Origin of the sequence: Corallococcus silvisoli, from assembly GCF_009909145.1 — a bacterium.
Classification (GTDB): Bacteria; Myxococcota; Myxococcia; order Myxococcales; family Myxococcaceae; genus Corallococcus; species Corallococcus silvisoli.
Genome location: NZ_JAAAPJ010000030.1, coordinates 58,710 through 80,538, shown reverse-complemented (window position 1 = coordinate 80,538; position 21,829 = coordinate 58,710). Strand labels below are relative to the sequence as shown.

Below are 21,829 nucleotides of genomic sequence, written 5' to 3'. Positions count from 1 at the left end.
GAGAGTAGGTCGCTGCCGGATTCTTTTTGAAAGCCCCTGGTGCCTCATGGCGCCAGGGGCTTTGTCTTTGCGGGCTTTGAACCAGGACGGGCTCCGCCGCGTTCTCCCTCGTGGATTGATCCGACGGGATGCGAACGTACGGGTGCCTGGCTTTGTGGCTGGCCTGACCCTGCCCGGGTTTGCTTGAGTGGTGCTCCCCCCTCTTCTGGACAGGAGCTCCCTCGCATGCAACTGCTACGAATCTACGCCGCTGGTCTGTTCGCGCTGGGGCTCCTGCTGGTGCCGGCCCAATCCAACGCGGAGGCGGGCGTTCGTCTGGGTGTGGGTGCGGACTACTGGGTGGACTCCAGCGCCGCCTTCAACTTCACCCTGGGCGTCGAGGGGCACGTCGCGGGTCCCATCTTCGTGGGGGCCCGGTTCGGCGCCGTGCTGGTGACGGATGGCAACATCATCGGTGTCCCCCTGGACATCTCGATCCGCGCGCGGGTGGGGCGGACCGTCTACATCGAGGGGCTCGCGGGGCCGTGGATCTTCTTCAAGGGTGACACCTTCAAGGCTCACGCCGCGTTTGGCTTTGGGCTCCAGGGAAAGGCCGCGAGCATTGGCATCGAGGTGGGCTACCTCGAGCCGAATCCCATCATCGGCCTGCGGCTGGGCTACAAGTTCTGAGGCGCGGCCTCAGTAGTGTGGCGGACGCTCATGCTGACGGGCGTCCACCAACCCCGGCTCGGCTTCGAGCTTGCCCTTGAGCCGGTCCAGCTCCGCCCGGAGCGCGTCGATGACGCGCCCCTGCTGGTAGAGCACGTCGCTCAGCTCCTGCAGCAGCTCCTGCTGCTGCGTGTAGCGGATTTCCAGCTCGACCAGGCGCTTGTCTTCCATTGCCGTCTTCTCCGCGAGGGGAACCAGCCCCCATGAATACCCTCGAACACCTGCAGCGTGCCCGTGAGTTGCTTGGTCGCGGACAGCCTGAGCTGGCTGAGTCCGCGCTGAGTGACGCCATCGATGCGGCCGTGGCGGCGGAGGACCTGGTCCTCCTCACCCAGGCGCGCTTCGCGCTGGGGGAGCTGCTCTTCCAGCAGGGCCGCGATGAAGAGGCAATCCCCTTCCTCCAGGCTGTGGTCCGGACTGAACGGGCCGACGGCTCCGTGGACGCTCCGGTCATCGCCTCCGCGCGGATGCTGCGCCAGATTCGGGGCCAGGAGCCCCGCTGACGGACGTTCAGGGCAACCGGCACTGCTCCCGGATGGCGTCCATCCGCTGCGGAAACCGCCGCTCCAGGTCCGTTCGCGTCCGCCGGGCACCCTCGAGCCTTCCAGCCCTGACCTGGAGCATGCAGAGCGTGGCCAGTGCGCGCGTGTCCGAGACATCCAGACGGTCCGCCTGCCGCAGGGCTTCCTCGCCGGCGTTCTCGTTCCCCAACTGGAACCACGCGACCCCGAGCTGGAAGTGGCCTTCCACCAGCTTTGGATCCTTCTGCACGGCTTGCTGCAACAGGCTCACGGCTTCGCGGCTCCGACCGTCCTTGGTGAGCACCAGACCTTGCTCCACCAGGAGCCGGGCCGGGGGCACCTTTCCCTCCAGTGACGTGAAGACCTTCAGCGCCTCCTCCGGTCGTCCCAGCCGGCTGAGCATCCGGCCGTAGCGCACGCCTACGAGTGGATCTCCAGAAGTCTGGGTGTACGCCCGGGACAAGGCCTCCATGGCGCCTTCAACGTCGCCCTTCTCCTCGCTCAGGTCCGCTCGGAGCAGCTCCGCCCTGGCGTCCGTCGGCGCGAGCTTCTGGGCCTTGGCCAGCGACTGCTCCACACAGCGGGTCATCCGCTCCCGGTCGCAGATGCTCGCGAGCAGGAGCTGCGTCTCCACCGCGTTCGGGTCCCTCCGCTCCGCTTCCAGGGCCAGGTCGTGGGCCTCCGCGGGCGCTCCTTCTTTCAGGAGGTCCGCCGCCGTACGCAGGTCCGCCGCCGTCGCCTTGTCATTGTGCTTGAGCGGCACCAGGAAGCGCAGGCGGCTCTCGGTGTCGTCCGTGGCCCGGGCGATGGCGAGCTCCTGCTCGGGCATGTTCCGGGGCAGGAAGAGCGGGATGAGGTGGATGGCCAGCGCTCCCGCGGACACCCACAGGACGCCTCGCAACCCCTGGCTCCACCGCGGGCCGTTCCGCACTCCGGGTTCGTTCGTCAGCTCGCTCATGCCCGCTTCCTAGACGGCGCGCAGGTGGGGACGCAGGCCCGAGGGCAGCTCCAGCCCGCAACTCCAGCACAGCTCGAAGTTGGCCGGATTCTCCTCGCTGCACCGGGGGCACGTTACCGAACGGTTGGCGGCTTCCTGGTTGGCCTGGAGCTCGGCGAGGACCTGTCTGCCTGCCTCCAACTCCTGGGGCCACAGCCACAGCTCCACCCAGGCCTCCGTGCTGGGGATCTCTCCACTCAACGGGACCAGGGACTCTCCGCGGATGTCGACCGACAGCCCCGCCGACTCCAGGGCGCCCGCCAGCATCCGCGCCTCTCCGACCGTGCGGTGCACGGAGAACTGCACGCGCTTCATGCTGCTTGTCTGTCAGAACCGGGGCGCCGGGGCAACCGGACCCGGCTGCCCTCCCGCTGTGCTCCCCTCGACGTGCTCCTCCAGGGGCATCGCGCCTGTCCTCCTGGACCGCTGTGGGCGTCCGTCACTCATCGTGGCGGAGCTGGTGCGGTAGCACTGCGTGCGCGTGCCGGGGGGCGCGGGCGTGGAGCTCCGTTGTCAGCAAGGCATCCAGCTCCGCGAGCAGGCGATCATACCCGCCCCCGGCGCCCTTCGCGGGCAGCCGCTGGGTGGCGAGCCGCAGGCGGGGTGCCTCCTCGTCCTCGAAAGCCAGCGTCACCGTCAGTCCGTCCGGGCCCGCTGCCTGGGGCGCCAGGAGCGCGGGCTCGGGCTCGCGCCGCAGGGACTCCAGGAGAGGGGCCAGCCGGTGGATCTCCTCGGGCGACAGGTCCCGCTCCACCACCGGCTCGCCCTGCTCCAGGACGCGCAGGTGCTTCATGCCCTCCACCCGCAGTGCCTGGGCGCCGGTGTTCGTCCGGCCATTGCGCTCGTAAGTCACCGTCTTCACGCGAACCTCCCTCTGGCCAGGAGTAGGCATTCGCCTCCTCCTTCGCATCCGGACGGGCCGGTGACGGGGGCTTCCTCCCCGGGAATGCGAGCCCCAGCGACCAGTGCCCGACAGTGCGGGGCGCCCCCGGGCCCCTGCGCTTCCAGCGGCCCCCTCCCTACCGTGCCTTCCGTCCGGGCGCCTTGTCCGGACACACGGAGGGTGCCGACCGATGAGCAAGAACAAGAATCCCAGCCCCAATGACCAGCGCTCCAACACCAAGAACCCCGAGCGCCCGGAGCACAAGGCCTCCCAGGACAATCGCGCCAACCAGATGAACCCGAACCGTCCTCCGAATGGCCCGCCGTCCTCCCCGCCCCAGCACGGCGGTGGCGGGATGCCGGGTGGGAATGACCCGTCGAAGCGCGGCTGAGCCAGGCGCCGTTCGCGGGGCCGTCAGTGCCGTGACGGAAGGGTGAGGCCGGCCGCGTGGTTCGGGCCGGCCCTCCCATGTCCCGTGGGCCTGCTCTCAGCGGATGCGCGGCGAGCACTCGCCTTCGCCGCGGTAGTGGCCCACGGTGCGCACGAGCGCCGTCACGAAGTCACGCAGGGTGCGCACGCTGCCCGCGCCGCCCGTTCCGTACTGGTTCGATGGCAGCGACGTCAGGTCCACGGCGGCCAGCTCCTCCAGGGTGATCTCCCCATCCGGGCCCACCACGCCGGTGCTGTCCGCCGCGGCGATGGCGTCGAAGCGCATCTTCGCGTCCGCCGACTGGAGGTCGTCGAAGAACAGGTGGTCGCCGTGGATGGTGAGCTGCACCGTCTCCGTGCCGCCCTTGGGCACCGTCACGCCGTTGCCGATGTCCTCGTTCTCGCAGTGCTCGTAGAGGGTGTTGGTGGGGAAGCCCCAGCGGAAGCGCTTCGACGTCGCGCCCTTGGTGGCCGTGCCCTCGACGTAGACGGACCAGCCTTCGGCGTTCATCCGCGTCACGTCCTCTGGGGTCGCGTTGCCCGCGGTGGCATCCGTGACAGGGGCGATGGCGTAGCTCACTTCATCCCATTCCTCGGAGGCCAGGTCGTTGAACGTCGCGACTTCCACGGGGCCGGGACGGTGCACGTCGTACACCTTCGCGGCGGTCTGCTCGGCGGCGGTGTCACCTCCGTGGTTGGCGACCTTCAGCTCGCCCAGCTTCACGAGGAACTTGTCGTACTTCACGCTCCAGCCGTCCGCGAAGGCGCTCGAGGGGATCTGCTTCTCGATGAAGTCCTCTCCGTACGCGGTGAACGTCACGTTGCCCTGGCCGGACGAACAGGCCACGAGCCCCAGGCACGACACTCCCATCAGCCAATGCTTCATCATTTCACGGCTCCTTCCACCCACGTCACGACGTAGGCGCTGGTGTCTTCCACGCCGCGCACCAGCCCGTTCTGGGCCTGGCTGTCAGCGGGGAAGGTGGAAACGCCAGACGCGTCCGGAGGCGACGCGGTGGCGAAGTCGATGCGGTCCATCCATTTCCCGAAGTCCACCGCGATGCGCACGAAGCCGGACTCCTGCTTCAGCTCCCGCTCGAAGCGCACGCCCTCGATCGCCTTGGGCAGGTCCACCGTCGCGTCGAAGCGCACCGTGGCTCCGGAGGCGTGCGTCGCGCTTCCGCGCACGTGCACCTGGTGGCCGCCCAGGACGTTCTGCGCGTCCGTCGCCGCCGTGGGCGTCGCGAGCGTCAGCTCCAGGGAGCCGTACGAACCGGTGACCGCGTTGGCGTCGCCCAGCGAGGCGCCCCCGGCCGTGAGCAGGTCCACCGTCTGGACGTTGAGCACCTCGCCCAGCGCGTCGCCGGGGACGTAGTGGCCGGGGTGCGCGTTCGCGGTGCCTCCGATGAGCGAGTACCAGTCGAAGCGCGGGGCTCGCCGCGACAGCAGCACCCGGCCTTCGTAGAAGCGCACCGAGCCCACGGAAAGCTGGGCGGCTTCCGGCGTCACCGTCCAGCCGTACTCGTTGGGGGCGGTGGGCGCGGTGGACGTCATCGTCACGCCGAAGGTGCGTCGCTCCGCTTCCGTCTTGGTTCCATCGCCGCAGCCCAGGCTCAACAGGGTCGCGGCCACCGCCAGCGTGCGCGGCAGGGCAGGGGTTCGATGCATCACAGGTGGACCTCCAGGGTGAGCGAGGCCACGCGTGGTGCCCCCGCGGTGAAATGTCTTGCCGGCACGAGGCTCGGCTGGGCGGCGGGGTCGAAGCGCGAGCTGTAGACGAACTCGCCATCGCGCCAGCGCGTGTTCAGCAGGTTCTTCACGTCCAGCCGCAACGCGAGCGCGCCCCGCCGCAGCGCCGCCTCCGCATCCACGAGGAACACCGTGTGGCTGAACTCGTCGTAGGGCAGCGGACGCGGGCCGATGAGCGTGAGGCCCGTGCCCAGCGACAGGAGGGAGCCAATGGCGGACAAGGGCTTCTCCCAGCCCACGTCCGCTCGGGCGACCAGGGGCGCGAAGTAGGGGAGCTTCGCGTCCGTCTTCGTCACCGTCGCGTTCGCCAGCGTGCCGCTCAACGCGGCCGTGAGCCCCGGGAGGGGGCGCGACTGGAGGGCCGCGGAGATGCCCGTGCGCAGCGTCTGGCCGGTGAAGACCGTGGTGCCCACGGTGTGGTCGAAGAAGAAGTCGTCCGCCACCTGTGAACCGAAGACGCTCGCCTGGAACGACAGCCGTTCGCCGTCGCTCCGGGTGCCCAGCTCCGCGCCATGAACGTCGACGAAGGGGGCGCGCTCTCCTTCGGAGAGGCTCCTCGCCTGGGGGGAGCGGAAGCCGTCGCCGTAGCTGGCGAAGAGCGCCCAGGTGTCCGTGAGGGAGTACTCGACGCCGGCCTTCGCGCCCCAGTGCACCCCGAAGGCGCTGCGCGAGTAACCCTGCCCGTCGTAGAAGCGCGGGTCGCGGAAGGCCAGCGCGTCGAACACCTCCACCCCCAGCGCGTCCGCCCGGCCTCCCAGTCGGAAGGCCCAGCGGCCCACGGGGAGCCGGGCCTCGGCGTAACCCCAGACATCCGTCTGGGTGATGTCCGCGTCCACCTCGTCCGCGAAGAAGGTGCCGTCCGTCTCGCGGTAACGGCGTTGCGTCTGCTGGATGCCGTCGCGGCGCCCGCCCAGTCCCAGCTCCAGTGCGACGGGCTGGCCGTACACGAGGACCTGCCGGCGGTGCTCGGCGCGCAGGCCCAGCGTGGAGCCTCCGTTCGTCTGCTCCAGGCCGTCGCCCCGGTCGTCCACGCGGTAGCCGGTGAAGTTGTTGCGCAGCCGCAGGTCCGAGAGGATTCCGAAGGCCTCCAGTCGCGTGCGCGCCGTGCCTTCGCGCGGCAGGTCCACGCCGATGAGGAACTGGTGGCGGGACACCGTGCCGCCCTGCCGGGCGAAGGAGCCGGAGTAGAAGCTCCGACGGCCGGACTCCAGGTCGTCCTCGCGCACGACTCCTGGCGAGTCGAAGCGCGTGACGTAGCTGCCGCCCAGCACCCTCGCGCTCAAGCCGTGGCCCAGGTCCACGTGGGCTTGCGCGAGCAGGGCCGCCCGGCCATGGCCGCGCTGCGGGCCGAAGCCGTCTGACTCCCCGAGCTCCAGCGCGGCGAAGGTGCCGGGGTCCTCGCCGGGACGCACCGTCACGACGAGCCGACGCTGGCCGTACTGGCCCAGCGTGCCCGCGAACTCCACGCCCTGTTCCCTCGCGCCCAGGTCCATGCGCACCGTGCCCGCGACCGCGAAGTCTCCCTGGAACGCGCGGTAGGAGCCCTCCGTCACCTCCAGCGATTGGACGAGCTCCGGGATGATGAAGTTGGTGTCCGCGTAGCCGAGCGCGTGGATGTGGCTCACCTCGTTCACGGGCAGGCCGCCGACGTTCAGCTCCACGTCCTGGCCGTGGATGGCGTCGAAGCCCCGGAGGAAGAGCTGCTGGGCCTTGCCCTCGCCGCTGTGCTGCGAGGCCACGAGGCCCGGGACGACCCGGAGCACGTCCACCGCGTTCAGTCGCGGCGCCGTGTCGAGGATGTCCCGGCCAATGGTGACCTCCGCCGCGCTCCGGGCCGGCCGCGTGCCGCGCACCACGGTGGACCGCTGCTTCGCGGGGGCCTCCGGGGGAGCGGCCTCCGGCGGAAAGGCGGGAGGCTCCGGGGAGGGCTCGGGCGTGGAGGCCCGTGCGTTCTCCGGGACGGGTGGGGGCTCCTCCCCGGCGGCGGAGTTCGTGGCGGGGGTGGTGTCCGGTGGCGTCCCGGCGGTGTTCGCGGGCGGTGCTGGCGGAGCCTCGCCCGTGCCGTCATCGGAGGCGCGCGGAGTTGACTGGCTTTCCGCTCCAATGGGTTGTCCATGACCGGATTGCATCTGTTCCGGCATGACTTCAGTGACCGCATGTCCAGCGGCAGCCACGTGCGGTGCTCCGGGGACGGAGCCCGGCGCTGCGTGAAGGAGACACGTCGACAGCGTGGCGAAGGCAATTCGCAACATGGTCACGGGAGGGGCAGCGCGAGGAAATGACAGCACGTCCCTGGCGCGCTTTCCGGCGCGTTCCAGGACGTGATGAATGATGGACAGACAGCCCGCGGAGGACACGCGCTCACGCGGGCCCCTGTCCGGCTCAAGCCAGACGGACCCCGTGGTCGCGAGATGTCTTTACGGACGCGCGAAGGGCGTGGATGTGGCTATGGCCCTTGCGGCATCGCGGAGGAGCGCAACCGCTGACCCGGTGACCACTCCGGGCCCCGCGCGGGCCCCACCCGCCACGACACCCACCGCAGCACCGGTGGGACGAACACCGTCCAGCTCGCCGCCACCGCCAGCAGGTGCTCCACCGAACCCGTCAGGTGCCGGTGGCCATGGCCCTGCTTCTCGCCGGCGTCGTCGTGCTCGCTGTCATCGCGGCCCGGCGTGCTCCGCCCGGCCTCCGCCTGACATGCCTTCGCCGTGCCCGCGGGCCCACACGCCGTTCCGCCCGCGCGGTGGACGTGGCCCCCAGGACCATGGACGTGGGCATGCCCACCCAGGCCGCCCCCGTGCCCCACCACCGCGTGCAGCACCGGCGCGACCGCGAGCCCGTAGACGAGGACCCACAGCCCCAGGAGCGCCAGATCGCGTCGGTCTCGGGAGTCCCACACGGGGTTGGTTGGTGGCGCGCGGACGCGTCCAGGACGGGTGAGGTGAGGCGCCCGTCTGCCTATCCGTCCTCCCACGGACACGCAAGACCGCCGCCGCCGCCCGCTGCCGGACAGTCTCCCGCCGTTCAGTCCCACGCGCCCGTGGATCTCTTGACGCATTGCATCTAAATCCGCTGCGGCCGAAGACTTCCCGTCATAGAATCAGGGCGTGCGTTCTGAATCCGCCGTGCTCCATTCGCTGCCAGCCTCCACGGGCGCGACTCCCGCCCCGCCGCCTTCTCGCGCCGAGCGCTTGCGCTTGCTGGGGGCCGAGCCCTTCGACCTGCTGGTCATTGGCGGCGGCGTGACAGGGGCGGGCGCGGCCCGGGACGCGGCGCTGCGCGGGTTGAAGGTGGCGCTGGTGGAGCGCGAGGACTTCGCCAGCGGGACGTCCAGCCGCTCGTCCCGCCTCATCCATGGTGGGCTGCGCTACCTGGAGCATGGCCACCTGGGGCTCGTCTTCGAGTCGAGCATCGAGCGGCGGCGCCTGCTCAACCTGGCGCCCCACCTGGTGCGGCCGCTGGCCTTCATCTGGCCCGTCTACGAGGGCGCCCGGGTGCCCCGCTGGAAGCTCAACGCGGGCCTCATGCTGTACGACGCCCTGTCGCTGTTCCGCAACGTGAAGGCGTACCAGCGGCTGTCGCTCAAGCAGGTGGTGGAGGCCGAGCCGGGCATCCGCGCGGAGGGGCTCAAGGGCGGCGCGCGCTACTACGACGCGGCCACGGACGACGCACGCCTCACGCTCGCCAACGCGCTGGGCGCGAGCGAGGCGGGCGCGGTGGTGCTCAACCACGCGTCGGTGAAGCAGCTGGTGCTGGAGGATGGCAAGGCGCAGGGCGCGGTGGTGGTGGATCACCTGACGGGCCTGGAGCACACCGTGCGCGCCCGGGCCGTCGTCAACGCCACCGGGCCTTGGAGCGATGAGATCCGCCAGCTGGATTCGGGCTCCGAGCGCTCCGGTCCCTCGGTGCGCGGCAGCAAGGGCGTCCACATCGCCGTGCCCCGTTCGCGCCTGGGCATCCAGGACGCGCTCACGCTGCTGTCCCCCGTGGATGGCCGGGTGATGTTCATCCTGCCCGCGGATGCGTTCACGCTCATCGGCACCACGGAGACGGCGACGCGCGCCCATCCGGCCGAGGTGCGCGCGAGCGAGTCGGACGTGGCCTACCTGCTGGCGTCCGCCAATGCCTTCTTCCCGGAGGCACACCTCACGCGCGAGGACATGGTCAGCGCCTGGGCCGGCATCCGCCCCCTGGCCGCCAGCGGCTACCACGGCAACAGCGACGCGGGCAGCGCCAGCCGCGAGCACGCCATCGACGTGAGTCCCTCCGGCGTGCTGGCCATCAGCGGCGGGAAGCTCACCACCTTCCGGGTCATGGCCCGGGACGTGGTCAACGCCGTGGAGCGCCGCCTGTCCGTGCCCCACCGCAAGACCCCCACCGCCGAGCGCCCCCTGCCGGGAGGCGACATCGCGAAGCTGGACGCGGAGCTCGCGGCGGCGCGCGAGGAGGTGGGAGACGCGGCCACGGGTGACCATCTGGTGCGCGCGTATGGCAGCCGCTGGCGCGCCGTGTGGGCGCTCACTCGCGAGACGCCGGTGCTGGCCGAGCCGCTCGTGGACGGGCTGCCCTACCGCCGCGCAGAGGCCGCGTGGGGCGTGTCCCATGAGATGGTCCAGACGCTGGCCGACCTGCTCATCCGCCGCCTCAAGGTCGCGTTCGAGACGCGCGACCAGGGGCGCGCCGCGGCCGTCCGCGCCGCGGAGGTGATGGCGCCGCTGCTGGGCTGGGATGCCGCCGAGCAGGAGCGACAGCTGGCGGCCTATGCCGTGGACGCCCAGCGTATCTTCGGCGTCGATCCCTCGGACGCCTGAGTCTCCCTCGAGGCGCCGGGCCGTGTCCGACGCGGTACGCCGTGGACGGTGGAGCCCGGCTTCGGGCGTGCGTGCGCCGCGCGAGCGTTGGACGCCGCACTTTGGTCGGCACCGGATGCCCGTCGGGCGCATGACAGCCGCCCGAGCAGTCGTCCTGTGTCCATGCTTAAATCGCTTCGGGAACGGGAAGCAGTGCTGCCCCGTTCTTCCCGGCCACCTGTTGGGGGCGGCCGGTCACGGCGCGGTATCCATGTAGGCCGGGCACGAAGGAGATGCATCCCATGAAGCGTTGGCTTTTGCTTGGGCTCGGGCTGTCCGGTCTGGTGGCATGCGGCGGTGACAAGGAGCCTACGGGCGGCCCCGAGCCGCAGGCCTGTCCTGGCACCACCGACCAGGCGCTGCCGGGGCAGGCGGCCTCCGCGCTGAGCGCGCCGGAGGAGCCGGACGGCGTGATCATCACCTACAAGCCGAAGGTGGCCGCCAGCGGGCTGGCCGTCGCGGCGGACATCGTGGCGACCGTGGAGCGGCAGGGCGGCAAGGTGAAGCGCCGCGTTCCGAACCTGAACATGCTGTCCGCCCGGCTGTCGCCCTCGGCCATCGCGGCGCTGAAGCTGAACCCGGACGTGCTCTCCGTGTCGCCCAACCGCCGCGTATACGCGATGGGCCTGCCCACGCTGCCGCCGGTGGCGTCGTGGCAGGGGGCGTTCAGCAGGCAGGGGTCGGTGGGCGAGTACACCGAAGGGCTCAAGCTGATCCAGGCCCCGAAGGTGTGGGACGCCAACAACGACGGCATCATCGACGCGGGCGCGCCCACGGGCGAGGGCGTGAAGGTGTGCGTCATCGACAGCGGCTGGGACAGCAAGCACCCGGAGCTGAAGGCGGCGTTCCTCAAGGGCCATGACTTCGTGGAGGACGACGACGACCCGTCCGACCAGACCGTCTCGCAGGGCGTGGTGACGGTGGGCGGCGGCCACGGAACGCACGTGGCCGCGACCATCCTGGCGCAGTTCGGCCCGGGCACGGGCGGACGCGTGGGGCCCGGGCAGGATCCGAACGGCGTGGTGGGCGTGGCGCCCGGCGCTTCGCTGCTGGTCGCGCGAGTGCTGGACGTGAAGGGCGGCGGTAGCACCGACGACGTCATCGCGGCCGCGGACTGGTGCCGTTCAGAGGGCGCGCGGATCGCCTCGCTGTCGCTGGGCGCTCCGGATCACTCCGATGCCGAGCAGCTCATGTTCGAGAAGGTGTGGGCCAACGGCAACGGCATGTTGTCCATCGCGGCGAGCGGCAATGACGGCAAGCGCGGCATCTCCTATCCGGCGGCGTACATGCCCTCGGTGATGGCGGTGGGCGCGGTGGACCTGCAGGGCGAGTACGCGAGCTTCTCGCAGTTCGGCCAGGAGCTGTCCGTGGTGGGGCCGGGCGTGAACGTGCTGAGCGCCACGGTGATGGGCGCGGCGTCGCTGTCCGCGGTGAACGCGGGTTCGACGCCCTTTAGCTCCTCGCCGCTCTCGTACACCGCGCAGGGCACCTACACGGGCCGGCTGGTGAACTGCGGCCTGGGTGAGGACCGCGCCTCTTGTGGTGATGAGGCCACCTGCGACGGCTTCGTCGCGTACGTGGACCGCGGCGACCTGTTCTTCGAGGAGAAGGCCCGCCACGTCATCGAGGCCGGCGCGCGCGCGGTCATCATCGGCAACAACGTGGCGGACGATGGCGATGGCACCTTCACGCTGGGCTCCGCGAACTCGCACTGGGTGCCCACGGTGTCGGTGTCGCAGGCGTCCGGTACGTCCCTCAAGGCGCTCGTGGGCCAGGAGGTGACGGTGGCCATCACGGGCCTGGACTACCAGCGCGAGTCCGGGACCTCCATGGCCACCCCGCACGTGTCGGGTGTCGCGGCGCTGGTGTTCAGCGCCCGGCCGGATCTCTCCGCCGCGCATGTGCGCGCGGTGCTGGAGAAGTCGGCGCTGGACGACAAGGTGACGCCGGGCTTCGACGAGAAGTACGGGCACGGCCTCGTGCAGGCGACCAAGGCCGTGGAGCTGGCGCGCTCGCTGCCCGCGGGCGGCGGTCCGCTTCCGCTGCCGTAGCGGCGGCTCGCTTCGACGGCTCGCGCCCTCGGTTCCTTCACGGGAGCCGGGGGCGTTTCATTTCCGGGGCAGGCGCGACGCCGTGGGCTCCTGTCCTCGTCGGAGGGCGGGCGGAGGGGCGACCCCCTGACGCCCGAGACGGTGGTTCCCCTCCCTGGAGCGCGCACCTTCTCCAGGGGAGGTGTGCCGCGCATGAGGCGAGAGACCTGGTTGGGCTTGGGAATCGCGGGCGTGGCCTGCCTGCTGATGTGCGCGGGGACGCCGGGGAGCGGGAGCCCTCCGGCGACGGAGGGGACGGATGTCCTGCTGGGGCAGTCTGGGATGACCGACCGTCCACCTCCGGACGAGGACGCTCCGCCCACGACCGCGCAGCCGCCAGAGACACAGGCCCCGGCAGCGACGGCCCAGGGCACGGGCGGATCCGGGACGACGGAGCAGCCGCGGGCCCCCGCTGGGACGGCCCCTGATGTCGGCGCTCCCAATGGGAGCTCGGGGGCCTCCGCGAACCCGAACGCCGTGGGGTATCCCGCCGCGAATCCCAGCCAGGATGTCGGTGGTTCGAGCAACGCGGGCACGGGGGCGAATCCGAACACCGGCGCGGTGGCGAACCCTGGCCCGGCCGCGTATCCGAATGCCGGTGCGGTGACGAACCCTGGCCCGGCTGCGTATCCGAACGCCGGTGCGGTGACGAACCCGGGCACGGCCGCGTATCCGAACGCAGCGGGCACCGCGAATGCGAACCCTGCGGCGAATCCGAACACCGGTGCGGTGACGAACTCGGGCCCTGCGGCGAATCCGAACACCGGCGCGGTGACGAACCCTGGCCCGGCCGCGTATCCGAACGCAGCGGGCACCGCGAATGCGAACCCTGCGGCGAATCCGAACACCGGCGCGGTGGCGAACCCGGGCACGGCCGTGAGCCCGCAGGCGGGGAACACGGCGGCGCCCAACCCGGGCACCAACGCGAACGCGAACCCGGGCACGGGCGGCACGGGCTCCTCGGGTACGGCGCCTCCCGCCCAGGCGCCTGCCCCCGCCGCTTCGGGTGGCATCGCCGTGGTGGATGCCATCTATCGCGGCGTGGTGCGCTCGGTGTCCTCGAAGGAGGTCGTCATCGTGGATGCGGGCGCGCGCGTGCCGCTGGAGATTGGCACCCAGACGCGCATCCTCCGCAACGGCGAGGCCATCCGCGTGACCGAGCTCAAGGAAGGGGAGAAGGTGCGCGCGGTCGTGAACCTGGTGGGCCGGAGCCACACTCGGGAGATCTCCGTGCTGTCCGGTGACGAGGCCCGCCGTGCCGCGGGTGTCCCCCTCCGGTGATGGGGCCCGCCGTCCGTCAGTCGCGCGCGACCCTTCGCGTCTCCGGGAGGGAGGCTTCCACCATGACGGTCTACGACCGATACCGAACCCTGTTGCACAAGCTGTCCCTCATCCGCGCTCGCGCGCCCGGCGGTGACTCGCCGGAAGCGGATGCGCTTCTCGACGCGATGGACGAGGTCTGGGACGCCATGTCCCCCGGCGAGCGCGCCGCGATGGAGCGCGAACGCTCCCGGCTGGCCCTGCTTCCCGACACGCACTCCGCGCCCGCGTAAGCCGCCCGCGTCACTTCCGCGCGGACTCCAGGGGCGCACCCGTGGGCCCTTGGGGAATGCGCGGCGACGGTCGCGACGGCGGCAATTGCCTCCCCCGACGCTGGCGCCACACCGCCCGCGAGTAATCCACCACCGACGCCAGCGACAACAGCGCGACGAGCGCCACGAGCGGACGCACCAGCGGTGGGTAGAGCAGCACGCACAGCAACACCGCGAGCTGCAGCGCCGTCACCAGCTTGCCCAGCATCCGCGCCTTGAGCTCGACGGCCCGCATGTCCGGCCGCAGCCTCGCGACGATGAAGCCGATGGCCGTGCCGATGTCGCGCAGGAGCAGCAGCGTCAGCTCCACCGGATCGATGAGCCCATCCAGCAGGCACACGATGAAGGCCGTCACCATGAACGCGCGATCCGCCACCGGGTCGATGAGCGCCCCCAGCCGCGTGGCCAGCCCCCGGTTCCGGGCGATCCATCCATCCAGGAAGTCCGTCGCCGCCGCCACCACCACCAGGAAGGCTCGCGTGCGCGAATCCGACACCACGATGAATGCCGCGGCGAGCGGCAGGCGCGACAGCGACAGCAGATTGAGCAGCACGAGGCTTGCCCGACGGTGCATGGCCTTCAAAAGGTAGTGCTCGCTACCTGGGGCGCACCTGTCCGCGATGGCGAGCGTCCAGCGAAGAACTCCCACGGGCGCCCCCCTGAATCCGCATCCGCCCGGAACCCGCCGGCGGCCGTGCGGTGTCCCACGCGGGAGGCCCGGGACTCCTCCCGGCCCCCACCGTCCCAGGAGTTCGTCCCCGTGAATGCGTTGGGAACCCACCGCCCCCCGCGACACCTGCGCGCGTTCCTCGTGCTGGCCACCGTGGCTTCTGTCGCGCTGCCCCTCGCGAGCTGCGAAGCGGCCGGCCGGGCGACGGTCCAGCCCCACGCCCCCACGGCCGAGGAGCGGACGCACTATCCGTGGCTCCCCGCCACCGCGCGGGTGCGTGCGCTGGAGGAGACCTTCGCGCCTCCGGAGGGCTACGCGCGCGTGCCCGTGGAGGCCGGCTCCTTCGGCGCATGGCTGCGCGGCCTGCCCCTGCGGCCCGAGGGCACCCCCGTGCGCGACTACCAGGGCGGCACGGTGCTGGCCGCCTCCGACGCTCGGCTCGCGGCGGTCGCGGAGCTGGACGTGGGCGGCGTCAACCTCCAGCAGTGCGCGGACTCCATCCTGCGCCTCCATGCCGAATGGCGCTGGGCCTCCGGTCACCCGGAGCGCATCGCCTACCACTTCACCAGCGGCCATCTGGCGGCGTGGCCCCGCTACTCGGCGGGTGAGCGGGCGCGCGTCTCTGGCGCGAAGGTGACGTGGGTGCCGGGCAGCGCCGCGGCCGATGCGTCGCGCGCGGCCTTCCGGAACTACCTGGACCTGCTCTTCACCTACGCGGGCACCCTGTCCCTCCAGGCGGAGGGCGCGCGCGTCACGGGGGAGCCGCGCCCCGGGGACTTCTTCGTCCTGGGCGGCAGTCCCGGCCACACGGTGCTCGTGTTGGACGTGGCCACCAACGCGAAGGGGGAGCGGGTGGCGTTGATGGGCCAGGGGTTCACGCCCGCGCAGGACTTCCACGTCCTTTCGGGGAAGGACGGCCCCTGGTTCCCGCTGGGCGGGGACTCCGTGACGACGCCCTTCTGGGTGTCCTTCCCCAGGGCGTCCCTGCGCCGCCTGCCGTCGCCATGAGACCGGCGGCCTGAAACATGAAACATCCTCGTCTCCTGGCGGGCGCCTCCCTGGCGCGTCCCCGGGCAGACGGGGAGGCGGTGACGGGGGCGTATCGCGGGGTTCCGCTGGCATTGGTGAGAGGGGGAAGGCAGGTTGCGGCCTGAAGGGGTGTCCTGCCGTCAACGGGGACGCACCGAAGCCGGGCCCGTCCTCCCCCCACGTGCCTGCAAGCAGCCTAAAGGAAAGGCGTCCCGCTCCCCGAGCCTCCACCATGTCCTCCGCCGCGTCCCTCCTCAGGTCCTCACCTCGGGCCAGCATCCTCATCGTCGACGACACCCCCGGGCACCTGTTGGCGCTGGAGGGCATTCTCGCGCAGCTGGGGCAGCGGCTGGTGCGGGCCGCGTCCGGCCGGGAAGCGTTGCGGCGGGTGCTGGACGAGGACTTCGCCGCTGTCCTGATGGACATGAACCTGGGCGACATGACGGGCGTGGAGGTGCTGGGCCTGCTGCGCGAGCGTGAGCGCAACCGGCGCACGCCGGTACTCCTGATGACCGCGGGTGACGGGGACGAGAAGGAGTGGCTGGCCGCGTACGCGCACGGCGCGGTGGACTACCTGCGCAAGCCGCTGCGGCCCGAGATCCTCCTGGCCAAGGTGTCGATGTTCGTGGAGCTGCACCTGGCGCGCGAGGCCGTGCAGCAGCGCGAGGAGGCCCTGCGCGAGCGCGAGCGGGACGCGATGGAGGCCATGCACCGCGAGCGGCTGCATGCGTTCTTCATGCAGGCCCCGGTGGGCATCTCCATCGTGCGCGGGCCGGACTTCGTCTTCGAGCTGGCCAACCCCCACTACGAGCTGCTGGTGGGCCGGAAGGTGCGGCCGGGGCAGGCGCTGAGGGAGGTGTTTCCGGAGATGGACTCGCAGCCGGAGATCATGGAGGTGCTGCGCGAGGTGGTGCGCACGCGGCAGCCCTTCTCTCGGCCGGAGTTCGAGGTCCAGCTGGAGCGCGACGGCCATCCGGACTCCGTCTTCTTCAACGTCATCTACCACCCGCTGGTGGAGTTGGATGGCACCGCGGCCGGCATCATCACCCTGGCCACCGACGTGACGGAGTTCGTGCGCGCGCGACGCCGCACGGAGGCGCTGACCCAGGACCTGCGCCGGCAGCAGGCCGCGCTGGCGGACAGCGAGCAGCGCTTGCGCCTGGCGCTGACGGCCACCTCGCTGGGCACCTTCGACATGGACACCGTGAATGGCACGCTCCGGTGGGACGCGCGCTGCAAGGCGTTGTTCGGTCTGCCCCCGGAGGCGGAGGCGTCCTATGAGCTCTTCCTCGCGGGCCTGCACCCGGAGGACCGCGACGCCGTGCAGCGCGCCGTGGCGCTGAGCTGGGACCCCACCGGCCGGGGCGACTACGACGTCGCGTACCGCACCGTGGGGCTGAAGGACGGCGTGGAGCGCTGGGTGCGCGCCACGGGCCGGACGCTCTTCGAGGAGGGCCGGCCGGTGCGCTTCGTGGGCACCGTGCAGGACATCACCGCGCGCAAGCGCGCCGACGCGGAGCGGGCCCGGTTGATGGCGGGCGAGCTGCGCCGCACCGAGCAGCTGCGCGGCCTGTCGCGCGCGAGTCTGGCGCTCAACGCGGCCGGTAGCGTGCAAGCCATCCTGGACCTGGTCACGCTCAAGGCGCGCAAGCTGATTGGCGCGAACCAGTCCTCGGTGCGGCTGGTGGAGGGACGCGAGGCGGGCCCGCCGCTCACCGCGCTGTCCTCGGTGGAGCCGGGCGCGGCGACGGAGGTGGACGAGCGGGGCCTGTTCGCCCGCGTGTGCCAGGAGAACCGGCCGCTGCGGCTGACGCGCGACGAGCTGCGGCAGCACGCGTCGTACGCGCAGGCGGTCCCCGCGCCCTCACCCGCGCTGCCGCTGAAGGGCTTCCTCGCGGTGCCGTTGGTCGGGCACGACGGCCGCAACCTGGGGCTCGTGCAGGTGTCCGACAAGGTGGAGGGCGACTTCGACGCGGAGGATGAGACGGTCGCCGTGCAGCTGGCGCAGATGGCCAGCGTGGCGCTGGAGAACGCGCGCCTGTACGAGACGCTTCAAGCGGAGCGGCGCAACCTGTTCGCGGTGCTCAAGCAGCTGCCCGCCGCCATCACCGTGCTGCGAGGCCCGGAGCTGATCTTCGAGATGGTCAACGACCTGCGCCAGAAGCTCACCGGCTCCAGGCCGCTGGTGGGGCTGACCGTGCGCCAGGCCCTGCCGGAGTTGAAGGACCAGGGGCAGGTCGAGCAGCTGGAGCGGGTGTTCCGCACCGGAGAGACCTACCGGGGCCACGAGGTGCCCATGCGCCTGAGCCGCGAGGTGGGGCAGGACGCGCCCGAGGGCTACTTCAACCTCACCTTCCAGCCGCTGCTCAACGCGGAGGGGCAGGTGGAGGGCATCGTGTCCGTGTCGTGGGAGGTGACGGAGCAGGTGCTGGCGCGGCGGCGCATCGAGGCGCTGGCCGCGGAGCTGCGGGAGCGCGAGCAGCAGTTCCGCACGCTGGCGGACTCCATCCCGCAGCTGGCCTGGATGACGGAGCCGGACGGCAGCATCTTCTGGTTCAACCAACGCTGGTACGACTACACGGGCTCCTCGCTGGAGCAGATGCAGGGCTGGGGCTGGACGTCGGTGCATGACCCGGAGGACGTGGACCGGGTGGTGGCCCACTTCAAGGCGGCCTTGAGCGAGGGCCGGCTGTGGGAGGACCAGTTCCGCATGCGCCGCGCGGACGGCACCTTCCGCTGGTTCCTGTCCCGCGCGATGCCGGTGCGCGACGCGGAGGGCCGCATCGTGCGCTGGTTCGGCACCAACACGGACATCGACGACGAGCGCCGGACGCTGGAGAGCCTCAAGCAGGCGGAGGAGGAGATCCGCCGCCTCAACACGGGGCTGGAGAAGCGCGTGCGCGAGCGCACCGCCCAGCTCCAGGAGGCGAACAAGGAGCTGGAGTCCTTCAGCTACTCCGTGTCGCACGACCTGCGCGCGCCGCTGCGACACATCACGGGCTTCGCGCAGCTGCTGGACCGCCGGGCGGCGGCGAAGCTGGATGACGTGTCGCGGGGCTACCTGTCCACCATCGCGGGCGCGGCGAAGCAGGGCGGCACGCTGGTGGACGACCTGCTCGCGTTCAGCCGCATGGGCCGGGCGGAGCTGCGCCAGACGCGGGTGGACCTGGGGCCGCTGGTGGACGAAGTGCGCAAGGACCTGCTGCCGGAGTCCACGGGCCGGCAGGTGGAGTGGCGGGTGGCCCCCCTTCCCTCGGTGGAGGGCGACCCGGCCCTCTTGCGGCAGGTCATCCACAACCTGCTGTCCAACGCGTTGAAGTACACGCGCCCGAAGCCGGAGGCCCTCATCGAAGTGGGCGGGCGAGAGACGGAGACCGAGGTCGCGGTATGGGTGCGCGACAACGGCGTGGGCTTCGAGATGCAGTACGTGGACAAGTTGTTTGGCGTCTTCCAGCGGCTGCACATGGCCGAGGAGTTCGAGGGCACCGGCATCGGGCTCGCGAACGTGCGGCGCATCGTGTCGCGCCACGGTGGACGGACCTGGGCGGAGGGCGCCGTGGGGCAGGGCGCGACCTTCACCTTCACCCTGCCCCGGACTTCTCCGCTGGAGAAGAAGGAAGACCGCGCGTGATCGAGCTCAAGAGAATCCTCCTGGTGGAAGACAGCGCCAACGACGTGGCGCTCACGCTGGCGGCGTTGGAGGAGGTGAATCTGGCCAACGAGGTGGTGGTGGTCCGCGACGGTCAGCAGGCGCTGGACTACCTCTTCCGCAAGGGCGAGTTCGCGGGCCGGAAGGACGGCCACCCGGCGGTGGTGCTGCTGGACTTGAAGCTGCCGAAGGTGGATGGGCTGGAGGTGCTGGAGAAGGTGAAGGGTGCTCCGGAGCTGAAGGCCGTGCCCGTGGTGATGCTCACCTCGTCGCGCGAGGAGCGGGACCTGGCGCGCAGCTACGGCCTGGGCGTGAACGCCTACGTGGTGAAGCCGGTGGCCTTCCCGGACTTCGTGTCCGCGCTGCGCGAGCTGGGGCTCTTCTGGGCGGTGGTGAACCAGCCGCCGCCGGGCGCGCCCGGTGTCGGGGGGCCCAAGTGAGCGCACGCGGCGGTGCCGCGCTGGACCTGACCCCGGCCCCCGCTGCCGGCCGGCCGTTGTCCATCCTGCTCCTGGAGGACAGCGCGCTGGACGCGCAGTTGGTGGCCGCGCAGTTGGAGGAGGGCGGGCTGCCCTCGACGCTGGAGTGCGTGCCGGGCCGCGCGGCCTTCACCGCCGCGCTGGCGAAGGGGAAGTTCGACCTCATCCTGTCGGACTACAACGTGCCGGGCTTCGACGGGATGAGCGCGCTGGAAGCGGCGCAGGCGGTGTGTCCGGACACGCCGTTCCTCTTCGTGTCCGGGGCGCTGGGGGAGGACCGCGCCATCGAGCTGCTCAAGCGCGGCGCCACCGACTACGTGCTCAAGGACCGGCTGGAGCGGCTGGGGCCCAGCGTGCGGCGGGCGCTGCGCGAGGCGGAAGGGGTGCGGCTGCGCAAGCGCACGGAGGAGGCGCTGCGCCGCTCCGAGGAGCGCTACCAGTTGGTGGCGCACGCCAGCTTCGACGCCATCTGGGATTGGGACCTCCAGACGGACGCGATGCACTGGATTGGCGACGCGACGGAGGAGGTCTTCGGCTTCCCCCTGGAAGAGGTGGCCGCGGACGCCGCGTGGTGGCGCCGGCACATCCACGTGGAGGACCGCGAGCGGGTGCTGGCGGGGCTCCAGCGCGCGTTCGATTCCGACGACGACCGGTGGCAGGACGAGTACCGGGTGCTGCGCAAGGACGCGTCGTACGCGTACGTGGCGGCGCAGGGCTGCATCGTGCGCGGGGCGAGCGGAGGGGCGCGGCGCATCGTGGGCGCGATGCGCGGCATCACCGAGCGGCGGCAGGCGGAGGAGGAGCGGCAGCGGCTGGTGCACGAGGCGCAGGCGCGGGTGGAGTTCGAACAGCAGCTCATTGGCATCGTGAGCCACGACCTGCGCAACCCGCTGGCCGCCATCCTCACGGGAGCCTCGCTGATGCTGCGGCGGGAGGACATCCAGCCGTGGCACGCGAAGGCGGCGGCGCGCATCCTGTCCGCGGCGGAGCGGGCGACGCGGATGATCCGCGACCTGCTGGACTTCACCCAGGCGCGCATGGGCGGCGGCATCCCGGTGGAGGCGGAGCCGTGTGACTTCCACGCGCTCACGTCGCAGGTGGTGGAGGAGGCGCGGACGACGCACCCGGAGCGCACCGTGCTGGTGGAGCAGACCGGGGACGGCCAGGGCGCGTGGGATTCGGACCGGATGGCGCAGGTGCTCTCCAACATCCTGGGCAACGCGCTGAAGTACAGCCCGGAGGACACGCCCGTGCGCGTGGAGAGCCGCGGAGAGACGGATGCCCTCGTCGTGCGCGTGGTGAACGGAGGAGAGCCCATCGCGCCGGAGCTGCTGCCGCGCATCTTCGAGCCGCTCCAGCGCGGGACGCGGGTGGGCCGCTCCGAGCGCAGCATCGGGCTGGGGCTCTACATCGTGCGGCAGCTGGTGCTGGCCCACGGCGGGACGGTGGACGCGCGGTCGTCGGCGGAGGAGGGGACGGTGTTCACCGTGCGCCTGCCCCGCGTGCCCTCGCGGGAGACGGCGGCCTGGCGTGCTTCAGGGCAGGTCCGTCCCCCCGAGGAACCGCACGTCGTCGCAGCGTCGGATGCGGGCCCAGGCGCGAAGTCCTCCTCGTAGCAGGCCGTACCGTTGGAGGGACTGGAGCCCGTACATCGAACACGTGGGCGCGTAGATGCACTCGCGCTTCCAGCGATGGGGCACCGCGTGGCGGTACAGCAGGATGAGCGCTACCACGAGGAGGCACGGCGGATTGAGCCACCAGGGAAGGCGCGCGGGCTGGGGGGCTGGAGCGGGCTGGGCTTCGCGGGCCTCCGCGGGAAACAGCGCCAGGGCGGAGTAGGGATGGCCCTCCTCGGGCGGCGGGCTCATCCCTGCTTCATCCGCTCGAAGACGCAGACCAGCCAGGAGCCGGTCGTGGTTCCGCAGCCCTTGCTCGCCGTCACGGTGCGGTACTCGCTGGAGTGGAGCTTCCACCCCTGGCCGGCGTAGCCGTTGAGGAACTTCGCGAAGTCACCGCAGCGCTTGGGGTTCCAGCCGGAGTCCGTGGCGTTGCAGCCGGCGGCGGGCGGGACAAAGGCATCCACGTGGTACTCGTACATCCCGTGCTCCTTTCAAGGTGTCTGGGATTGGCGGCGGAGGTGCGGCAAGGAGTCCATGCTTCCTGTCCGCGCGCGGCTCTGACCA

Annotated in this window: 22 protein-coding genes; 11 read left to right on the top strand and 11 right to left on the bottom strand. The window is 71.3% G+C overall.

Going from position 1 to position 21,829, the window contains the following annotated elements; all coding sequences use genetic code 11:
- Positions 1–225: 225 nt before the first annotated feature.
- Positions 226–669 (top strand): hypothetical protein, encoded by a 444-nt coding sequence (locus GTY96_RS36590; RefSeq protein ID WP_143903274.1) that lies wholly within the window; start codon positions 226–228, stop codon positions 667–669.
- A 9-nt stretch (positions 670–678) separates the two neighbouring features.
- Here the strand turns inward: GTY96_RS36590 and GTY96_RS36585 are convergent, their stop codons facing one another.
- Positions 679–879 carry a SlyX family protein gene (locus GTY96_RS36585; RefSeq protein ID WP_143903276.1) on the bottom strand — a complete coding sequence of 67 codons (201 nt, stop codon included), beginning with the start codon at positions 877–879 and terminating at the stop codon, positions 679–681.
- A 32-nt stretch (positions 880–911) separates the two neighbouring features.
- Here GTY96_RS36585 and GTY96_RS36580 point away from each other — a divergent pair, with 32 nt between their 5' ends.
- Positions 912–1,211 (top strand): tetratricopeptide repeat protein, encoded by a 300-nt coding sequence (locus GTY96_RS36580; protein ID WP_014392969.1) that lies wholly within the window; start codon positions 912–914, stop codon positions 1,209–1,211.
- A gap of 7 nt (positions 1,212–1,218) precedes the next feature.
- Here the strand turns inward: GTY96_RS36580 and GTY96_RS36575 are convergent, their stop codons facing one another.
- The 3 genes from GTY96_RS36575 to GTY96_RS36565 all read right to left on the bottom strand — a co-directional run bounded on the left by GTY96_RS36575 (position 1,219) and on the right by GTY96_RS36565 (position 3,088).
- Positions 1,219–2,187 (bottom strand): tetratricopeptide repeat protein, encoded by a 969-nt coding sequence (locus GTY96_RS36575; protein ID WP_161667122.1) that lies wholly within the window; start codon positions 2,185–2,187, stop codon positions 1,219–1,221.
- Positions 2,188–2,196: 9 nt separating this feature from the next.
- Positions 2,197–2,541, bottom strand: coding sequence for a DUF7577 domain-containing protein (locus tag GTY96_RS36570; RefSeq protein WP_143903280.1), 345 nt, complete (start codon positions 2,539–2,541; stop codon positions 2,197–2,199).
- A 124-nt stretch (positions 2,542–2,665) separates the two neighbouring features.
- On the bottom strand, positions 2,666–3,088 hold the full coding sequence (locus GTY96_RS36565; RefSeq protein ID WP_143903282.1) for a hypothetical protein: 423 nt from the start codon (positions 3,086–3,088) through the stop codon (positions 2,666–2,668).
- Positions 3,089–3,299: 211 nt separating this feature from the next.
- Here GTY96_RS36565 and GTY96_RS36560 point away from each other — a divergent pair, with 211 nt between their 5' ends.
- Positions 3,300–3,500: a hypothetical protein gene (locus GTY96_RS36560; RefSeq protein ID WP_143903284.1), complete on the top strand. Its 201-nt coding sequence runs from the start codon at positions 3,300–3,302 to the stop codon at positions 3,498–3,500.
- Between the two features lie 96 nt (positions 3,501–3,596).
- Here the strand turns inward: GTY96_RS36560 and GTY96_RS36555 are convergent, their stop codons facing one another.
- From GTY96_RS36555 to GTY96_RS36540, 4 genes are all read right to left on the bottom strand, one after another.
- Positions 3,597–4,424: a hypothetical protein gene (locus GTY96_RS36555; RefSeq protein ID WP_161667125.1), complete on the bottom strand. Its 828-nt coding sequence runs from the start codon at positions 4,422–4,424 to the stop codon at positions 3,597–3,599.
- Positions 4,424–5,206: a hypothetical protein gene (locus GTY96_RS36550; RefSeq protein ID WP_143903285.1), complete on the bottom strand. Its 783-nt coding sequence runs from the start codon at positions 5,204–5,206 to the stop codon at positions 4,424–4,426. Before GTY96_RS36550 ends, GTY96_RS36555 begins: the two co-directional genes overlap by 1 nt.
- The gene (locus tag GTY96_RS36545) at positions 5,206–7,416 is read right to left on the bottom strand and encodes a TonB-dependent receptor (protein WP_235686127.1); all 2,211 of its coding nucleotides are present in this window, start codon (positions 7,414–7,416) and stop codon (positions 5,206–5,208) included. The genes GTY96_RS36550 and GTY96_RS36545 overlap by 1 nt, the downstream gene beginning before the upstream one ends.
- A gap of 317 nt (positions 7,417–7,733) precedes the next feature.
- On the bottom strand, positions 7,734–8,186 hold the full coding sequence (locus tag GTY96_RS36540; RefSeq protein ID WP_161667120.1) for a hypothetical protein: 453 nt from the start codon (positions 8,184–8,186) through the stop codon (positions 7,734–7,736).
- Positions 8,187–8,394: 208 nt separating this feature from the next.
- On the opposite strand from GTY96_RS36540, the gene glpD reads away from it, so the two are divergent.
- The 4 genes from glpD (at position 8,395) to GTY96_RS36520 (ending at position 13,780) form a co-directional block, all read left to right on the top strand.
- Positions 8,395–10,098, top strand: a complete 1,704-nt coding sequence (gene glpD, locus GTY96_RS36535) for a glycerol-3-phosphate dehydrogenase (protein ID WP_186001962.1) — start codon at positions 8,395–8,397, stop codon at positions 10,096–10,098.
- 281 nt (positions 10,099–10,379) lie between these two features.
- Positions 10,380–12,188: a S8 family serine peptidase gene (locus GTY96_RS36530; protein ID WP_143903291.1), complete on the top strand. Its 1,809-nt coding sequence runs from the start codon at positions 10,380–10,382 to the stop codon at positions 12,186–12,188.
- A 192-nt stretch (positions 12,189–12,380) separates the two neighbouring features.
- Complete coding sequence (locus GTY96_RS36525) at positions 12,381–13,508, top strand: hypothetical protein (RefSeq protein WP_161667119.1); 1,128 nt, start codon at positions 12,381–12,383, stop codon at positions 13,506–13,508.
- A 62-nt stretch (positions 13,509–13,570) separates the two neighbouring features.
- On the top strand, positions 13,571–13,780 hold the full coding sequence (locus GTY96_RS36520; RefSeq protein WP_143903295.1) for a hypothetical protein: 210 nt from the start codon (positions 13,571–13,573) through the stop codon (positions 13,778–13,780).
- Positions 13,781–13,790: 10 nt separating this feature from the next.
- On the opposite strand, the gene GTY96_RS36515 is transcribed toward GTY96_RS36520, so the two are convergent.
- Complete coding sequence (locus GTY96_RS36515; protein WP_143903297.1) at positions 13,791–14,393, bottom strand: CDP-alcohol phosphatidyltransferase family protein; 603 nt, start codon at positions 14,391–14,393, stop codon at positions 13,791–13,793.
- A 186-nt stretch (positions 14,394–14,579) separates the two neighbouring features.
- Between GTY96_RS36515 and GTY96_RS36510 the strand changes: the two genes are divergently transcribed.
- The 4 genes from GTY96_RS36510 (at position 14,580) to GTY96_RS36495 (ending at position 21,262) form a co-directional block, all read left to right on the top strand.
- Positions 14,580–15,497 carry a DUF4846 domain-containing protein gene (locus tag GTY96_RS36510; RefSeq protein ID WP_407926998.1) on the top strand — a complete coding sequence of 306 codons (918 nt, stop codon included), beginning with the start codon at positions 14,580–14,582 and terminating at the stop codon, positions 15,495–15,497.
- A 253-nt stretch (positions 15,498–15,750) separates the two neighbouring features.
- Positions 15,751–19,149: a PAS domain-containing protein gene (locus GTY96_RS36505; protein ID WP_161667118.1), complete on the top strand. Its 3,399-nt coding sequence runs from the start codon at positions 15,751–15,753 to the stop codon at positions 19,147–19,149.
- Entirely contained in the window at positions 19,146–19,607 is a 462-nt protein-coding gene (locus tag GTY96_RS36500; RefSeq protein ID WP_143903301.1) for a response regulator, read from the top strand. The genes GTY96_RS36505 and GTY96_RS36500 overlap by 4 nt, the downstream gene beginning before the upstream one ends.
- Positions 19,604–21,262, top strand: a complete 1,659-nt coding sequence (locus GTY96_RS36495) for a sensor histidine kinase (RefSeq protein WP_328701126.1) — start codon at positions 19,604–19,606, stop codon at positions 21,260–21,262. The genes GTY96_RS36500 and GTY96_RS36495 overlap by 4 nt, the downstream gene beginning before the upstream one ends.
- Here GTY96_RS36495 and yidD read toward each other — a convergent pair.
- Both yidD and GTY96_RS36485 read right to left on the bottom strand, forming a co-directional pair.
- A complete protein-coding gene (gene yidD / locus GTY96_RS36490) occupies positions 21,182–21,514 on the bottom strand; it encodes a membrane protein insertion efficiency factor YidD (RefSeq protein ID WP_143903303.1) in 333 nt (110 codons plus the stop codon). The two genes, GTY96_RS36495 and yidD, sit on opposite strands and share 81 nt — an antisense overlap.
- Positions 21,511–21,744, bottom strand: coding sequence for a DUF4177 domain-containing protein (locus GTY96_RS36485; protein WP_143903305.1), 234 nt, complete (start codon positions 21,742–21,744; stop codon positions 21,511–21,513). Before GTY96_RS36485 ends, yidD begins: the two co-directional genes overlap by 4 nt.
- Positions 21,745–21,829: the final 85 nt, after the last annotated feature.

What these genes read in the sequence shown, in the direction of transcription:
- GTY96_RS36570 (WP_143903280.1), bottom strand. Translation starts at nt 2,541, where the DNA reads ATGAAGCGCGTGCAGTTCTCCGTGCACCGCACGGTCGGAGAGGCGCGG.
- GTY96_RS36575 (WP_161667122.1), bottom strand. Translation starts at nt 2,187, where the DNA reads ATGAGCGAGCTGACGAACGAACCCGGAGTGCGGAACGGCCCGCGGTGG.
- GTY96_RS36550 (WP_143903285.1), bottom strand. Translation starts at nt 5,206, where the DNA reads ATGCATCGAACCCCTGCCCTGCCGCGCACGCTGGCGGTGGCCGCGACC.
- GTY96_RS36525 (WP_161667119.1), top strand. Translation starts at nt 12,381, where the DNA reads ATGAGGCGAGAGACCTGGTTGGGCTTGGGAATCGCGGGCGTGGCCTGC.
- GTY96_RS36520 (WP_143903295.1), top strand. Translation starts at nt 13,571, where the DNA reads ATGACGGTCTACGACCGATACCGAACCCTGTTGCACAAGCTGTCCCTC.
- GTY96_RS36545 (WP_235686127.1), bottom strand. Translation starts at nt 7,416, where the DNA reads ATGCAATCCGGTCATGGACAACCCATTGGAGCGGAAAGCCAGTCAACT.
- GTY96_RS36585 (WP_143903276.1), bottom strand. Translation starts at nt 879, where the DNA reads ATGGAAGACAAGCGCCTGGTCGAGCTGGAAATCCGCTACACGCAGCAG.
- GTY96_RS36505 (WP_161667118.1), top strand. Translation starts at nt 15,751, where the DNA reads ATGTCCTCCGCCGCGTCCCTCCTCAGGTCCTCACCTCGGGCCAGCATC.
- GTY96_RS36560 (WP_143903284.1), top strand. Translation starts at nt 3,300, where the DNA reads ATGAGCAAGAACAAGAATCCCAGCCCCAATGACCAGCGCTCCAACACC.
- GTY96_RS36580 (WP_014392969.1), top strand. Translation starts at nt 912, where the DNA reads ATGAATACCCTCGAACACCTGCAGCGTGCCCGTGAGTTGCTTGGTCGC.
- GTY96_RS36590 (WP_143903274.1), top strand. Translation starts at nt 226, where the DNA reads ATGCAACTGCTACGAATCTACGCCGCTGGTCTGTTCGCGCTGGGGCTC.
- GTY96_RS36555 (WP_161667125.1), bottom strand. Translation starts at nt 4,424, where the DNA reads ATGAAGCATTGGCTGATGGGAGTGTCGTGCCTGGGGCTCGTGGCCTGT.
- GTY96_RS36530 (WP_143903291.1), top strand. Translation starts at nt 10,380, where the DNA reads ATGAAGCGTTGGCTTTTGCTTGGGCTCGGGCTGTCCGGTCTGGTGGCA.
- GTY96_RS36485 (WP_143903305.1), bottom strand. Translation starts at nt 21,744, where the DNA reads ATGTACGAGTACCACGTGGATGCCTTTGTCCCGCCCGCCGCCGGCTGC.
- yidD (WP_143903303.1), bottom strand. Translation starts at nt 21,514, where the DNA reads ATGAGCCCGCCGCCCGAGGAGGGCCATCCCTACTCCGCCCTGGCGCTG.
- GTY96_RS36515 (WP_143903297.1), bottom strand. Translation starts at nt 14,393, where the DNA reads ATGCACCGTCGGGCAAGCCTCGTGCTGCTCAATCTGCTGTCGCTGTCG.